The sequence below is a fragment of the Hydrogenimonas urashimensis genome (assembly GCF_016593255.1).
Lineage (GTDB): Bacteria > Campylobacterota > Campylobacteria > Campylobacterales > Hydrogenimonadaceae > Hydrogenimonas > Hydrogenimonas urashimensis.
The window spans coordinates 774,876-787,601 of record NZ_AP023212.1; the positions used below are offsets into that span (position 1 = coordinate 774,876).

Sequence of the window (12,726 nt, forward strand, 5' to 3'; positions counted from 1 at the left end):
TTATTCTCCCTCATCCAGATTCAAAGGTACTTTGCGCAACTCTTTGGGACGCACCATCCAGAAGTTACGGATCTGCATACGGAAATTGTTCAGTATGCATTGGGCTTTCTTGCTGCCTGTTTCGTTGTAATACTCCTTGAGCAGCCGTTTCAGATAGTGGCGCGCCTCGTCGGTGTCGTCCGTATCGATGCGATGCGCCTCGACAAGCTCCTGGTTGATATTTTCGACGAAAGTGTGCTCCGCGTCGTAGACGAATGCCAGCCCCCCTGTCATACCGGCACCGAAATTGACACCGGTTTGGCCCAAAATCACGACGGCGCCGCCTGTCATATATTCGCAGGCATGGTCGCCCGTTCCCTCTACGACCGCCAGAGCGCCCGAGTTTCTGACGGCGAAACGTTCGCCCACGTTGCCTGCGACGAAGAGTTTGCCTCCCGTTGCGCCGTAGAGACAGGTATTGCCGGCCGCGGAGAACTTCTCTCCCTGGTTGAGGGGTGCGATGATGATTTTTCCGCCGTTCATCCCCTTGCCCACATAGTCGTTGGCCACACCGTCAATGCGCAGCGTAACACCGTTGATCAGGAAAGCGCCGAAGGATTGGCCGGCGATGCCGGAGAGCTGAATGCGGATCGTGTCGTCCGGAAGCCCCGCATCGCCGTAGTATTTGGCGATCTCCCCGCTGATGCGCGCACCGAAGCTGCGGTTCAGGTTGCAGATGTTTCGCTCGATGACCATCCGCTCCTGCGGATTCTGGATCGCGGGCTGCGCCTCTTTGAGGACATCCTTTTCGAACTCGTTCGTGTCGAAAGGCTCGTTCGAAGGCACCTGGCAGGTGTCGGGGCCCTCAAGCCGCATCAGAATCGAACTGAAATCGAACTTTTTCGCGAAGTCGTCGTCGATCACTTTCAGAAGGTCGCTGCGTCCGATCATCTCCTCGAGCGTTTCGTAACCGAGCGACGCCATGATCTGCCGCACATCTTCGGCAAGCAGCGTGAAGTAGTTGACAAGGCGCTCCACATTGCCTTCGAAATGCTCCCGCAGCACAGGCTCCTGCGTGGCGATTCCAACGGAACAGCGGTTCAGATGGCAGATTCTTAGCATCTTGCATCCGACCATCGCCAGAGCCGGCGTGCCGAAGGCGTAGCTTTCGGCACCCAGCAGCGCCGCTTTGACGATATCCATACCGGTCTTGAGACCGCCGTCGGTCTGCAGGTGGACATTCTGGCGCAGATGGTTCGCTTTGAGGGCGTTATGGGCTTCGGAGAGTCCGGTCTCCCACGGATTGCCCGCGAACTTGATGGATCCCAGGGCCGCCGCACCCGTACCGCCGTCGCCGCCGGAGATGATGATCTTGTCGGCGTAGGCTTTGGCCACGCCCGCGGCGATCGTGCCGACACCTGCCGTCGAAACGAGCTTGACGGTGATCGTCGCATCCGGATTGACCTGCTTTAGATCGAAGATGAGCTGTGCCAGATCCTCGATCGAATAGATATCGTGATGGGGCGGCGGAGAGATCAGCGTCACACCGGGCATCGTATGGCGGAGTCGGGCGATCAGCGCCGTCACCTTGTGACCGGGAAGCTGTCCCCCCTCGCCCGGCTTCGCCCCCTGGGCGATCTTGATCTGGATCTCTTCGGCACTGCGCAGATAGGCGGGTGTCACGCCGAAACGGCCCGAAGCTATCTGCTTGATCTTGGAATTTCTGATCGTGCCGAAACGGCTCTCGTCTTCGCCGCCCTCCCCGCTGTTGGACTGGGCCCCGATGCGGTTCATCGCCTCGGCGATGCTTTCGTGGGCCTCCGGAGAGATCGACCCCAGGCTCATGGCGGCACTCGCGAACCGCTTGAAGATCGCTTCTTTGGGTTCTACTTTTTCGACCGGTATAGGCTCGCGGTCGCTCCTGAATTCGAAGAAATCCCGGATCATCTTCTTGTCACGGGTTTCGAGAATGTTTTTAAGAACGGCGTAATCCTCCCATTTTCCGCTTATCGCCGCATCTCTGAGCTGGCGAATCGTCATCGGCGCAAAATCGTGGTACTCCTGACCGTCGATATATTTATAGAATCCTCCGACGTTGAGTGGGAAGAGTTTGCGCAGATGTTCATGCTCGAACGCCTCTTTGTGGTATTTTTCGATACGCTCCTCGATATCGCTGTACCCGAGTCCCGGCACCAGAAGATGGGAGTTGCGGAAACAGTCTTCGACGATATCCTCCGAAAGCCCCATGACGTCGAAAAGTGCCGAGTTGCGGTAGGAGGCGACGGTGGAGATACCCATCTTCGACATGATCTTCAAGATGCCGGCACCTAGTGCCGCATGCACCTTCTTGAACTCGTTGCGCATCTCGTAGTCGCTGAGCGACCTTTTCGAAAGAAGGCGATAGACCGTCGCATAGAGCATGTAGGGATAGACCGCCGACGCGCCGTACGCCAGCAGGCATGCCGTCGAGTGGGAATCGATCACTTCGCCTGTAACGGCGACGATACTGACAAGATGGCGGACGCCCGCATCCAGCAGGGCGTAGTTCAGACGCCCCACCGCCATCGCCATCGGAATCGTCTTGTTGTTCTCGTCAAGCCCCTTGTCGTCGAGAATGACGATGCGCACGCCGCTGTTTTTCACATCTTCGACGATATCGTAGACCAGATCCTCCAGGCTTCCTCTCAGATTCTCCTCGTAGGTCGTGGAGTAGGTCCGGTTTCTGTAGTAGGGTTTGAAACGGGGATGATCCTCGTTGCCGAAACTTTTGAGTACCTCGAGTCGTTCGAAGGTCAGAATCGGCGATGTCGTCTTGAGGCGCTGGGCATGATTGGGGTCTTCGTCGAGGATATTGTGGATCTCCCCAAAGCCTGTATTGAGACTCATCACCACCTTTTCGCGGATCGGATCGATGGGCGGATTGGTCACCTGGGCGAATTTCTGCTTGAAAAAATCGGTGAAATTGCGCTGGACCTTCGAAAAGGCTGCCAGCGGGGTGTCGTCTCCCATCGAGCCGGTCGGTTCCTTGCCATCCTTTACCATCGGTTCGATGATTTGGTCGATCACCTCCTGGGTGATATTGAAGTAGCGCTGTTTTTCGATCATCTGCTCGAGGTTGTAGCGCTCGAGGTTGTCGAAGGGCTTGTCTACGTACTCCTGCAGATAGACCATCTGCTCGTTGAGCCATTCGGCGTAGGGCTGTGATTTCTTCAGGTAGTCGTCGATTTCGCTGTTTTTCAGAATCGTTCCGTACTTGAGGTCAAGGCCGATCATTTCGCCCGACTGCAGACGGCCGCGCTCGTAGATATTGTCATCCTCGATATCAACGACACCGTATTCGCTGGAGATGACAAGACGCCAGTCTTTCGTGATGACGTACTTGGCGGGGCGCAGGCCGTTTCGGTCAAGAACGCAGCCGATATAGCGGCCGTCGGTGAAACTGACCGCCGCCGGCCCGTCCCACGCCTCGAAACAGGTACTCATATACTCGTAGAAGGCACGGAGATTTGCGTCCATATGGGGCGCATTCTGCCAGGGTGCCGGAATGACGGCACGCACCGCCTTGAAGATATCCATGCCGTTGACCCGGAGAAATTCGAAAAAGTTATCAAGACTCGCACTGTCGCTGGAGCCCTCCTGCATCAGGGGAAGAAGACGCTTGATCTCTTCGTCGCTGTAGACCTCCGACTTGATCGATTCGCACTTCGCCGCCACGTTGAAGCGGTTGGCCGCGACGGAGTTGATCTCCCCGTTGTGGGCGATCATGCGGAAAGGCTGGGCCAGTCTCCACTGCGGCAGGGTGTTGGTCGAAAAGCGCTGGTGGAAAAGCGCAAAACTGATTTCGAAGTCGGGATCGCCGAGATCGGGATAGAACTCTTTGATGTGGGTCGGCATGACCAGACCCTTGTAGCTGATCACCCTGTTCGAAAAGCTTGGAATGTAGAAATCTTCATCGTCTCGAAGCGCGTTTTCCGTCTCCCGACGACTCAGGTAGACGAGGGCTTCGAACCGTTTTGTGGCCATCAGGGAATTGGGCGCCACGAATACCTGGACGATGGAGGGAAGGGTTTCGAGTGCCTGTTTGCCGAGCGCATCGGTGTTGATGGGGACTTCCCGGAAAAAGAGAATGCGCAGGTCGTTCTTTTCACACATCTCCTCGAAAACCTTGAGGTTTTCCGTGCTTTTGTAAAAAATCTGCGCCACGGCGTACTGGTCCGGCAGCGTATGACCCTCCCGATGCGCCACCTTGGCCATAAATTTCTGCGGAATCGAAAGCAGCAGTCCGCTTCCGTCCCCGCTTTTCCCGTCCGCGGCGATCGCGCCCCGGTGCATCATCCGCTCGAGTGCGTGGATGGCATCCTCAAGAAGTTCGTGGCTCGGCCGATTCTCGATGTGGGCGATCAGCCCGAAGCCACAGTTATCTTTAAATCCTCGTAATAGATCCATTCCAAACCCTTTTCATGGTTGAGTTCTTTGGTACAATACTCCAAAATTAAGGGATTTTACAAAAAAGGTGGTTACAACTAACTGAAGTTGTCCGGGCTCTTGGGCCCAAAGAGCGCAAATGCGGTAATAGGTAGCGGTTTTTAAAAAATGCAGGGATTCATACTCAACGTACGGAAAGCGAAAAACGAAGATACGATCGTCGCCGTCCTGACGCCTTCCAGGCTGAAAACACTCTACCGTTTCTACGGTGCCAGACATCCCATCATCACCACCGGCTATAAAATCGACTTCGAAGCGGAACAGGATGCACTGCCTTTTATGCCCAGGCTTAGGCATGTGATCCACCTGGGCTACCCGTGGCTGAAAGAGAGCGGGCGGCTGCAGGTATGGCAGCAGTTCGTCTCCCTTCTGTTCGAACACCTCAGGGATGTGGAGCTGCCGGGCGGATTCTATTTCGATCTGCTGGAGCGGTACGCATCGCTTTGGCACCTGCAAAACCCGAAACGAAGCGCCGTGGAAGCCTATCTTGCCATACTGGCCCACGAGGGACGACTGCACACCCCCGACACCTGCTTCGCTTGCGGCGGCGAACTGCAAAAAGAGATCGCCCTTATCCGTGCCTATCTGCCGGCGCATCCTGGATGTGTCATTGCCCGTAGCTACCCGAAAGTGACGATACGCAGTGTCATGGAGACGAAAAGTACGATCGAGCTCGAAGACGCGGAAGTCGAAGGGTTGTGGCTCACTCTGATGGAGGGGATGTAGTGGGTGGCGAGTGTCGGCGGCGCCGACTTCATGAGGTTTTGTGAAATGAACCACTCAACGATTTCGAGGAATCGTTGTCACCCACCCCGCTTGCATTACCTGCGCCGCCTGTTTCTGACATAGATCGCTTTGGCACCGCGATGCGTCACCTGCTCCTCGATATCGAACAATCCCGTGGCCTTCACCAGCTCTCCGAGCTTTTTGTAGCCGTAGTTGCGGGGGTCGAATTCGGGGGACTGCTTGGCGATGATGTTGCCCATGGCGCCAAGATGCGCCCATCCGCTCTCGTCGCTGGCAGCGTCGACGGCGTCGCGCAGCAGGCGGATCAGTTTGCGGTCTCGTTTGAGCTCCGCGGTGGAGAGTTTCCGGATGGGGGCCTCCTCGCTCTCCTCCTCTTCGGCGCGCAACACTTCGGTATAGATGAATTTGTCGCAGGCAGAGACGAAGGGGACCGGCGTCTTCTTTTCGCCGAATCCGTAGACCACCAGCCCCGACTCCCGGATTCTCGCCGCCAGTTTCGTGAAATCGCTGTCGCTGCTGACGATGCAGAAGCCGTCGAAGTTGCCGGTATAGAGCAGGTCCATGGCGTCGATGATCATGGCGCTGTCGGTGGCGTTCTTGCCCGTGGTGTAGCCGAACTGCTGAATGGGCTGGATGGAGTGGGTCAGCAGCACCTCCTTCCACCCCTTGAGCTGCGGCAGCGTCCAGTCGCCGTAGATGCGTTTGACGCTGGCCGTCCCGTACTTGGCGATCTCCGCCAGCAGCGCATCGATGATGGAGGGTTGGGCATTGTCCGCGTCGATCAAAACCGCAAGTTTTTGGGTTTTTTCCATCTATTCCTTCCTTCTCATGTTTCGATTATCTCTCAAGATACCTCTCATCCATAAACGAATCGGGCTGGATATGGCAAAAGGCCGCTTTGAAGCGCTTGAAGAGGTCGGGAAAACTCCTCTCCCACTCCTCGAGCATCTTTTTGGTGCTCTCTCGGGCGTGGGGCATCTTGACCCGCATCCGCATCGCCGGACACGCTTCGTCGCCGATGGTGGCAATGCCGTTCTCTTCGGCGAAAGCAGCGGTCTGACGCTCCCTGATCCACAGGAGGGGCCGAATGACGTGAAATCCTTTCGAACTTCTGTAGATGGGCGCCATCGAGCGCAGCGTGCCGTTATAGAGCATGTTCATGAAAAAACTCTCCGCCGCGTCGTCGAGATGGTGGCCCAGCGCCACCTTGTTGTACCCGCCCTCCTGCGCTTTGGTATAGAGTGCGCCGCGCCGCATACGGGAAAAGTAGCTGCAAAAAGAGCTGTTTTCGCGTATCGTCTCCTGGGAGATTTCGTAAATGTTCGTTTCGTAGATTTCAAGGGGAATGCCGTAGATTTCGCAATGCTCTTTGAGCAGGTCGTACCGCTCCCCGGGCATGCCGTAATGGACCGTGACCGCTTTGAACTCGAAAGAGAAAGGGGCGTGGCGCTGCATGTGTTTGAGCAGATGGACCAGCGTGATGGAATCTTTGCCGCCGCTGAGGCCCACGAGCACCCTGTCTCCCTCCTCGATAAGCCGGTACTTCGCGTTCGCCCTGCCGGCGGCACGGAGTATCTTTTTACTGAGCTTGATCGATTTCATCGAGCATCGCGAAGATGAAGTCCGCGCTTTTGGCGGAGGAGCTGTGAAGGAAGGCATCGAAATCGAAACCGGCATCCATATCCGCCGCGTCGCTGATGGCCCGAAGGATGAAGAAGGGGATGCCGAGCGCGTCGCAGACGACAGCGACCGCGGCTCCCTCCATCTCCAAAGCGTCGGCCCCGAAAGTTTGGGCGATCCACTCTTTGCGCGCTTCGTCGGCCACGAACTGATCCCCGGTGGCGACGACGCCACGTTTTAGAACGATCCCTTGTTTGTAGGCCACCTGTGCGGCGATTTCGAGGAGTTTGGGATTGGCTTCGACAAACACCTTCCCCTCCGGAACGTACCCGTAAGGATGGCCGAAAGCCGTGATATCGAGATCGTGCTGGCAGAGTTTTGTCGCGGCGATCAGATCACCGATCTTCAATTCGGGATTGATGGCACCGGCCACACCCGAAAAGAGCATTTTCTGGACACCGAACTTTTCGATCATCGTCGATGCGGTCAGAGAAGAGAAGACCTTTCCGATCTTGCTGTATGCCACGACCAGATCGAGCGATCCGTAGAGCGCGGTGTAGTAGATGTTGTCGGCGATTTCGTGTTTGCGGACATCGGACAGACGCGCAAGGATCGGTTCGATCTCTTCGGGCATCGCCCCCATGACGCCGACAACCATCAGCTTTCACCTTCCAGCGTCTCGAGCGTGGCATTGAGGGAGTCGTAGTCGCTCACCACCAGGGTCAGTTTTTTCGTCGAGCGACGGTTGAGCCCCTTGAGGACGCCGCCGTGTCCGAACTCGATGTAGCGGTCCACCAGGTCGTCGTTGTCCCGTATCGACTGCTTGTAAAGAACCGGCGAAACGAGCTGTTTGCCCAGCAGGTCGAGGGCTTCGGATTTGGAGTTGTAGGCCTTGGCCGTCACATTGGAGATGACTGGAGCCGCAAAGCTGTCGTTAAGTACCCTTTCCAGTGCCTCGGTCAATGGCACGACAGCAGGTTCGAGAAGCGGGCAGTGGCTCGCGACCGACATGTTCAGCAGCATGACACGGCGGGCCTTGGCCTCCTTGAGTCTCTCTTCGATACTCTGCAGATCGCTTTTGATGCCCGCGATAACGATCTGGCCGTCGGCATTGTAGTTGGCTGGCCAAACCTTTTTCCCCTGTTCCCGGGCATCCTGGCAAATCGCTTCCACATCTTCGTCGGCGACGCCCAGAACCACCATCATCCCGGCATCCACACCCTCACACGCTTTTTGCATCAGATCGCCGCGGAGATGGACGAGTTTGACCGCTTCGAGCCAATCCATCGCACCGACACACGCCAGGGCGGAAAACTCTCCCAGCGAATGGCCGAGCGAGAAAGCGGGCGCCTGGGGCATCTGCTCTTTAAAGAGCCTGTAAGCCATCATCGACACGAGGAGTATGGCCGGCTGCGTGTATTTTGTCTGTTCGAGCAGATCGTTCGGCTCGAACAGAAGATGCGCCATATCGATTTTCAGTGCCTCGCTGGCCGCTTCGAGCATCTGGGCCGCCGTGGTCGAATGCTCGACGAAGGATTTGCCCATACCGGTGGCCTGGGATCCCTGTCCGGGAAACAGAAAAGCGCTTTTGTTCATTCTTTTTTCTCCTTCTTGATCTAGATAGTGTAATTATGGCACATTCCCGAATAGATTGCAGCGGCGTCTCCTTGTTTTCGGACGTTTCGACTCCGATTCACGGTTGCGGCGGAGAGACTTTCATTTCAAAAAAAATTGCCACTCGTTGATTTTTTTCCTGAGTGTATTGCGGTTCAGTCCAAAGACCTGCGACATTTTAAGCTGGCTTTTGTAGCGTTTGAAACCGGCACGGATTAGAGGAACTTCGTAAAGATAGAGCATCTTTCGGTAGATCTCCTCTTGCGATTCCATATGCTTCGAGAGGAACTTTTCGGTCATATCCATAAGCTCCTGCTCTTGGATACGGGAAGCGATATACTGCAGCATGATCGATTTTCTGAGTGAGAAAGCGTTCTGCGAGACATCGAGACGCTCCCTGTCGATCTCGAAGCTCTCCATCCCCTTTTCTCCGAAAAACTGTGCCATTTCCGAGCGGAACTTCTCCAGCAGGGGAGGAATGTCCTCCGGCCGCTCTTTCAGGGGAGGCAGCACGATGCGAACACTGAAAGATGCGCCGATGGAATCTTCCATTCCGCCGTCGGCGATGGCGACAATATGCCCGCCATGCTTTCTAAGCGACTGGAAGAGTTTCGGATAGTGTTCGACCGCTTCGAAACGGTCGATGATGAGCTGCGGGTTTTTTTCGATCCGTTGAAAAAGATCGGGATCGTCTCCGTGCAGAAGCACCGCATCCGGCATGATCAGTCTGGCGAGTGTGTGGCGCCCCGTGCCGGGTTCACCACTGATGAGGGTATTGAGTTTGAGAGATTTGAGAAGGTTGGCGGATTTCAAAGCCTCCTTGAGAGGCTTTGAAACGGCTATGAAATTAGTGGCAGCCACCCGCACCACAGCCGCAGCTATCGTGACCGGGTTGCTCGACCTGGCCGCTGAGAGATTCGTTGACCGTCGGTTCGCGTACTTCCGAAACCGTGACGGTAAAGAGAAGATCTTTGCCGGCAAGCGGATGATTGAAGTCGATGGTCACTTCGCTTTCGTCGAAGCTCTTGACCGTGACCTGGACCGTCTGGCCATCTTCGCTCTGTCCGTAGAGTGTCATTCCCTCCTGCAGTTCGATACCGGCGAACTGCTCGCGCGGCATGGTCTGCACAGCTTCGGGATTGTATTCGCCGTACGCTTCGGCGGCAGGGACGAGAATATCGGCGTTTTCGCCCGCTTCCATCCCTTTCATCTGACTTTCCAGACCCGGGATGATCTGCTGTTTGCCTGTAATGAACGAAAGCGGTGCCTGACCCATATTGGAATCGACCACTTCGCCTGTTTTTGCGTCTTTCACTTCGTAATTGAATGAAACGACATTGTTGTCTTCGATTTTCATCTAATAGTTCTCCTTCAAAAAGTTGGGTATATTAACACACCCTATGTTTAGATACTCTTAAGTTATAAGATTACGATACCAAGTATCCTCTATCCTTCCGAATCCTTCGAAATTTCGAAGCTGAAAACAATCGGGGACTATTTCAGTTTCGAAAGATTTTTTCCGGCGATTTTGGCCGATTTGCTGTCGGGATAGAGTTGAATGAGCGAATCATAGAACTGTTTAGCCTGCTTCTTCTCTCCGAGTCGTTCAAACGATACCGCCGTATGAAGCAGAAGTGTCGGCATGAAGCTGCTCTTGTCATAAAGCGAGGCACTCTTTTTATAGTAGGCGATCGCGTCTTTGTAGCGTCCTTCCCGGTAAGCGATCTCTCCCAGGTAGTAGTTGGATGTCGCCGGTTTGTAATGGTTTTTGATCAGATGGGAAAAATAGATCTTGGCATCGCTGTATCTCTTTTTGGAAAAGAGTTTTTTCGCTTCGACAAAGATATCGGCATTCGCCCTGCCACTTAGATCCCCTTTTTTCATGAAGGATTCGTAGGAGTTCTTGAATGCAAGAAAGGCCGACTCCAGTTTGTCGAAACGCTCCTTGTCCACATACTTCTCGTTGATCGAGTCGATCATCGCCCCCAGCTCCTGCAGCACTTTTCGGATCTGTTCGAAATTCTCTTCCTGCGTCAGCACGAGCTGATCGACGGTCCGGTTCAGATCGTCGATCTTCTCCACCGCCTTGTCGTAGGAGCGTATCTTGTCGTTGAGCCCTTCGATGATACTCTGAAGACCGTCGATGCGTTCCCTGTTCTCCCGGACGATCGCCTGCTGCTTGAGAAGGCTCTTCTGGAGCGCTTCGATCGCCTGCTTGTTTTTGAGAATATGTTTCTCTTCTTCACTCAGGCCGTAGGGATTGGGACTGTCGAGATTGCCGGCACCGAAAGCGGAGGGCTCTTCGGGGGCCGCCGCGAAAACGGCCGCCGCCAGCACAATAGCTGTAAAAAGGTGTTTCATCAATCAATCAGGGGAGGAGTTTGAATTCGACACGTCTGTTCTTGGCCCAGCACTCTTTGGTGTGCTCGGTACAGACAGGGTTGCTTTCGCCGTAGCTGACCATCACCATGCGACTTTCGTCGATACCTTTGACGCTCAACGCGTCGCGAACGCTTTTGGCCCGCTTGAGCCCAAGGGCGTAGTTGTATTCATCGGTTCCCCACTCGTCACAGTTTCCTTCGATTTTGATCGTCAGGTCTTTCGCATCCTCCGACGTGAAAAGCCTGGCATCTTCGTCGACTCTCGGCTCCTGGTCGGGCCGGATGTTGAATTTGTCGAAGTCGAAGTAGATTTTCTTCGCGCTCGCCTCGATTTCACGGATTTTGGCCATCCGCGCATCTTCGCTCATGATATTGCTGCTCTCGGTGCTGCCCTGGATCGTATCCAGACCGGTGTCGGCACTTTTGGCCTCCTGGCCCGCTGTCTGCTGCGTCATATCGACTTCCGGCTCCTTCTGCGAACAGCCGCTCATCAGCATCGCCGCAGCCACAACGGCCATAAACAAACTCTTTTTCATCGCTCTCTCCTTCAAAGTTTTACGGATTTTATCATAAAGTTGTTGGTATCTTTTTGAAAAATCCATCCATTCATGTTGATTTACCCACAGGCAGTTCGGTTCGCAACAGGCTTCACCAGTCGATCGACTGGATCTTCCTGCCTTTGAGAGGGAAAAGATACCCTTCGTTGTAGTTGAGTCGGATGATGCCGATGGCGCTTTGTGACGCATAGTGTTTCAGATAGATGACACTCTCGCCGTCGTCCGAGAATTTCGGGAACTGATTGACACCGCTTGCGGTGAGGCGCCTGATGTAGTCGGTCTGTGTCGAGATGAGATAGAGGTTGAAGGTATTGGAACTGAAAGCGTTGTCCGTTTCGCGGCTGCTGTAGACAATATATTTTCCGTGGGCGCTGCACGCGTTGTTGTTTCTGCCGTGAAACACCATCTGCTGCACCCCGCGGCTTCCGATTTTCGAGGCGAAGATATTGGGATAACCGAGCCGGTCCGAAACGAATACGATCCGTTTCTCCCCGTCGATGTACTGGGCCGACACATCGATGCCGGAGTAGAATGTCAGCCGCTCTTTCATACCGGTATCAAGATGGTACTGGTAGATGTCCGGTTGCCCGCCGGGCGCCATCGTCAGCAGAAGTCTTTTGCCGTCCCTGCTGACATCGGAACAGACCAGCATGCCGTCGGATGTGGCGACTTTTCGCTCCTCGCCAGTATAGATGTTGTAGTAGTAAAGCACCGGGCGCCGTCCCAGTTTGGTGAAGTATATCCCCTTCTGCCCACGGTCGGCCCATTTGGGAAAGATATTGAGTCCGCCACTCACAAGCCGTTTTCTGTAGGTCAGGGTATAGTCGGCAATAACGATATCGGCACGCTTTGGTTTGACATATTCGGAAAAGACGACATACCGCTTCATCCATCGCACGCTCGGCATCTTCAGGAAATCGTTGAAATCAATCACCGCCTCATGGATCAAAAAAGGGTATCTGGCACGGTTGGCGACCCGGTAGCTTCTTTCGTAAAAGGCGCGCCCGGAGGGAAGTTCGAAAGCTCTGACGTCCATATAGAGTCTCTGCTGGTCGCCCTCCCTGAAACGGTAGCGCAGAAGATAGTTGTAGGATTTCAGCATCGGATCGATCATCGCGTCGTACTCCGCCCTGTGATAGGTGTCCTCCACCTTGAAATGGGCCGTCACTTTCAAATCGCCCATGACGAGCCGGAAAAATTTCTGACGTGTCATCTCCGTTCCGAACACGGAGGCGTCCTGTATGACGATCGACGGCCGGTTGTCCGCCGACTTGACGATCTCAAGCGTCGCATCGGAAGCGTAGAGGAAGATCCCCAGCAACATCATCACAACTATTCTCACA

At 54.9% G+C, this 12,726-nt stretch carries 11 protein-coding genes; 1 reads left to right on the forward strand and 10 read right to left on the reverse strand.

Features of this window, described 5'->3' with window-relative positions; all coding sequences use genetic code 11:
• A complete protein-coding gene (gene gltB / locus JMG82_RS03825) occupies positions 1–4,425 on the reverse strand; it encodes a glutamate synthase large subunit (RefSeq protein WP_201353614.1) in 4,425 nt (1,474 codons plus the stop codon).
• A gap of 147 nt (positions 4,426–4,572) precedes the next feature.
• On the opposite strand from gltB, the gene recO reads away from it, so the two are divergent.
• Positions 4,573–5,190, forward strand: a complete 618-nt coding sequence (recO, locus tag JMG82_RS03830; RefSeq protein ID WP_201353615.1) for a recombination protein RecO — start codon at positions 4,573–4,575, stop codon at positions 5,188–5,190.
• Positions 5,191–5,285: 95 nt separating this feature from the next.
• On the opposite strand, the gene JMG82_RS03835 is transcribed toward recO, so the two are convergent.
• The 9 genes from JMG82_RS03835 to tolB form a co-directional block, all read right to left on the reverse strand.
• Positions 5,286–6,023, reverse strand: a complete 738-nt coding sequence (locus tag JMG82_RS03835; protein WP_201353616.1) for an NYN domain-containing protein — start codon at positions 6,021–6,023, stop codon at positions 5,286–5,288.
• 25 nt (positions 6,024–6,048) lie between these two features.
• Positions 6,049–6,813 carry a PP-loop family protein gene (locus JMG82_RS03840; RefSeq protein ID WP_201353617.1) on the reverse strand — a complete coding sequence of 255 codons (765 nt, stop codon included), beginning with the start codon at positions 6,811–6,813 and terminating at the stop codon, positions 6,049–6,051.
• Positions 6,791–7,489: a 5'-methylthioadenosine/adenosylhomocysteine nucleosidase gene (locus JMG82_RS03845; RefSeq protein WP_283242321.1), complete on the reverse strand. Its 699-nt coding sequence runs from the start codon at positions 7,487–7,489 to the stop codon at positions 6,791–6,793. Before JMG82_RS03845 ends, JMG82_RS03840 begins: the two co-directional genes overlap by 23 nt.
• Complete coding sequence (gene fabD / locus JMG82_RS03850; RefSeq protein ID WP_201353618.1) at positions 7,489–8,427, reverse strand: ACP S-malonyltransferase; 939 nt, start codon at positions 8,425–8,427, stop codon at positions 7,489–7,491. Before fabD ends, JMG82_RS03845 begins: the two co-directional genes overlap by 1 nt.
• Positions 8,428–8,547: 120 nt before the next feature.
• Complete coding sequence (locus tag JMG82_RS03855; protein WP_201353619.1) at positions 8,548–9,258, reverse strand: transcriptional regulator; 711 nt, start codon at positions 9,256–9,258, stop codon at positions 8,548–8,550.
• A gap of 34 nt (positions 9,259–9,292) precedes the next feature.
• Positions 9,293–9,802, reverse strand: coding sequence for an FKBP-type peptidyl-prolyl cis-trans isomerase (locus JMG82_RS03860; protein WP_201353620.1), 510 nt, complete (start codon positions 9,800–9,802; stop codon positions 9,293–9,295).
• 137 nt (positions 9,803–9,939) lie between these two features.
• A complete protein-coding gene (locus JMG82_RS03865; protein WP_201353621.1) occupies positions 9,940–10,806 on the reverse strand; it encodes a tetratricopeptide repeat protein in 867 nt (288 codons plus the stop codon).
• A gap of 7 nt (positions 10,807–10,813) precedes the next feature.
• On the reverse strand, positions 10,814–11,362 hold the full coding sequence (locus tag JMG82_RS03870; protein WP_201353622.1) for an OmpA family protein: 549 nt from the start codon (positions 11,360–11,362) through the stop codon (positions 10,814–10,816).
• Between the two features lie 112 nt (positions 11,363–11,474).
• Positions 11,475–12,725 (reverse strand): Tol-Pal system protein TolB, encoded by a 1,251-nt coding sequence (gene tolB / locus JMG82_RS03875; protein WP_201353623.1) that lies wholly within the window; start codon positions 12,723–12,725, stop codon positions 11,475–11,477.
• Position 12,726 lies beyond the last annotated feature (1 nt).